General features: G+C 74.3%; 2 protein-coding genes and 1 pseudogene. 1 reads left to right on the plus strand and 2 read right to left on the minus strand.

The features are described 5' to 3' along the window. The coding region (locus tag E1289_RS37315; protein WP_243713473.1) for a DUF5931 domain-containing protein at positions 1-690 on the minus strand (690 nt) is incomplete at its 3' end. Continuing rightward, a complete protein-coding gene (locus E1289_RS37320) occupies positions 677-1,396 on the minus strand; it encodes a lysophospholipid acyltransferase family protein (protein ID WP_131988863.1) in 720 nt (239 codons plus the stop codon). The genes E1289_RS37315 and E1289_RS37320, both read right to left, overlap by 14 nt. 389 nt (positions 1,397-1,785) lie before the next feature. Between E1289_RS37320 and E1289_RS37325 the strand changes: the two are divergent. Then, positions 1,786-2,191, plus strand: a pseudogene (locus tag E1289_RS37325) (hypothetical protein); the annotation flags it as partial.

Below are 2,191 nucleotides of genomic sequence, written 5' to 3' on the forward strand. Positions count from 1 at the left end.
GCCCAGCTCCGCCGCCTCGCCCCCCAGCTCCCCGCCGCGCCGCTGCACCATCGCCAGCACCTGCAGCACCGAGTCGTGGATACGGCGGGCCAGCCGCTCCCGCTCGCGGGTGGCCGACTCCAGCTCCACGGCCCGCGCCAGCCGCGCCTCCGCCTCCAGCGCCAGCCGGACGACGTGCCCGACGACGAGGCCGGCGAGGAACAGCAGCACGATCCCGTTGAACGTCGTCGAGCCCATCCCGCCGGTCGTCCCCGCGATGGCGTGCACCAGCAGGTTCGCGGCGGCCAGCACCAGCGCCGCGGCGACGCCGGGCCGGCGCCCGCCCGCCACCGCCCACGCCAGCACCGCCGCCGCCACCCACGACACCGGCAGCGTCGGCCGCCCGGCGGCGATGTTGGCGGCCGTCTCCACCCACGCCGTGGCGAGCACGCACCCGGCCGCGACCGCGAGGTCGGCGGCCAGCAGCCGCCGCCCGCGCCGGCGCGGGTCGGCGAAGGCCCGCACCGAGTACGCCGTCCAGGCCGCCATGACGCCGAGGACGGCCCAGCCGCCCAGCGGATGGGCGTACCCGCCGGAGTTCATCGCGATCACGACCGCGGCGTAGCAGAGCGCGAGGCCCCGGTAGACCGCCACGGCACGCCAGAGCGCGGCCTCCAGGCCCAGTCCCGCTTCCCTCTTACTCGTCGTCATCCGTCACGGGACGCACGGTCTTGCCGTCCATCTCGGCCTTCACCTCCGCGGCGTAGCGGTCGACGTACTCCTGGCCCGACAGCTTCTGGATCGCCCGCATGATCTCGTCGGTCACCTCCCGCAGGACCTCCTTGTCGTCCTCGCGGCCGTAGTAGCGGGAGAAGTCCATCGGCTCGCCGAACCGGACGCCCGGCCGGACCCCGAGGCGCGGGAACGTCTGGCCGGACGGCATCAGCTCGAACGTGTTGGTCATCGCCATCGGGATCACCGGGACCCGTGACTTCAGCGCCAGCCGCGCCACGCCCGTCTTGCCGCGGTACAGCCGGTTGTCGGGGGCGCGGGTGCCCTCCGGGTAGATGCCGAGCAGCTTGCCCTCCGCGAGGATCCGCAGCCCGGTCTGCAGCGCCGCCTCGGCGGCCGACCCGCCGGTCCGGTCCACCGGCACCACGCCCACCCCGGTCATGAACGCCTTGCTGATCAGCCCTTTGAGCCCCGTGCCGGTGAAGTACTCGCCCTTGCCGATGAAGATGATCGGCCGCCACAGCGGCAGCGGCCCGAAGAAGTGGTCGGCGAACGACTGGTGGTTGCTCACCATCAGCGCGGGGCCGCGCTTGGGGACGTTCTTCATCCCCCGGTTCCGCGGCCACCATCCGAGGTACAGGATGGGCGAGAGAACGATCCGGAGCAGGATCCAGAACCAGAGCATGCGAGGACCTTCCTCGGACCGCGTGCCCCGGGGTGAGCACGACCGGTCCCTGCCGACAGGAGATGATGGGACATCTTCCCACTCCCCGTCCCGTCGATCTACCGGCCGGTACGGCACCGGCCGCGGGCACCGGGCCGCGGCTCCGCCGGCCGCGTTCGCGGGCGGTGCGTCCGGGGCCGCCGAATGAACGTAGGCTCTGAACGTAAATCTCAATCGGGTGCGCCCGGGGGGCTTGTTCCGGGCGTCGCAGCGAATACCGTGGGACACACGTTTCAGGGTGTCCGGGAGTGCCGCCGCGAGCCGGGGCGCCGCCGGGCACATGTCGATGGGGGAGCGGAGGCCGTCATGCCGGTGCTGCCGGTCACGCCGGAGTCGAAGGAGCCGGCCCCTTGAATCGCCGTGGCAATGGACTGTCGGCCGACACCTACGCCCCGCTGGTCGACCTCGCCCCGCACCTGGCCGACGCGATGCTGGCGGCGCTCGGCGAGGCCGGGGTCGCGGCGTACGCGACCTCGCCGTCCGGCCTGCCCGACCTGCCCGGCCCGGCCGGCCCGCCCGGTGACCCGGTCGCGGGCGACGTCCTCGACCGGCTGTACGTGGACGTCGACATGAAGCCGGCCGCCGAGGGCATCCTGCGCGCCCACCTCGCCCGGCTGCGCGACACCTCCGCCCGCGGCACGGACGCCGAGCGCACCGAGACCGACCTCGCCGACCCCCGCGACCTCGCCGACCCCCGGGACGCCGCCGAGGCCCGCGACACCGCCGAGCCCCGCGACGCCGAGCGCCCCGCCACCG

Source organism: Actinomadura sp. 6K520 (assembly GCF_004349245.1).
Taxonomy (GTDB): domain Bacteria; phylum Actinomycetota; class Actinomycetes; order Streptosporangiales; family Streptosporangiaceae; genus Spirillospora.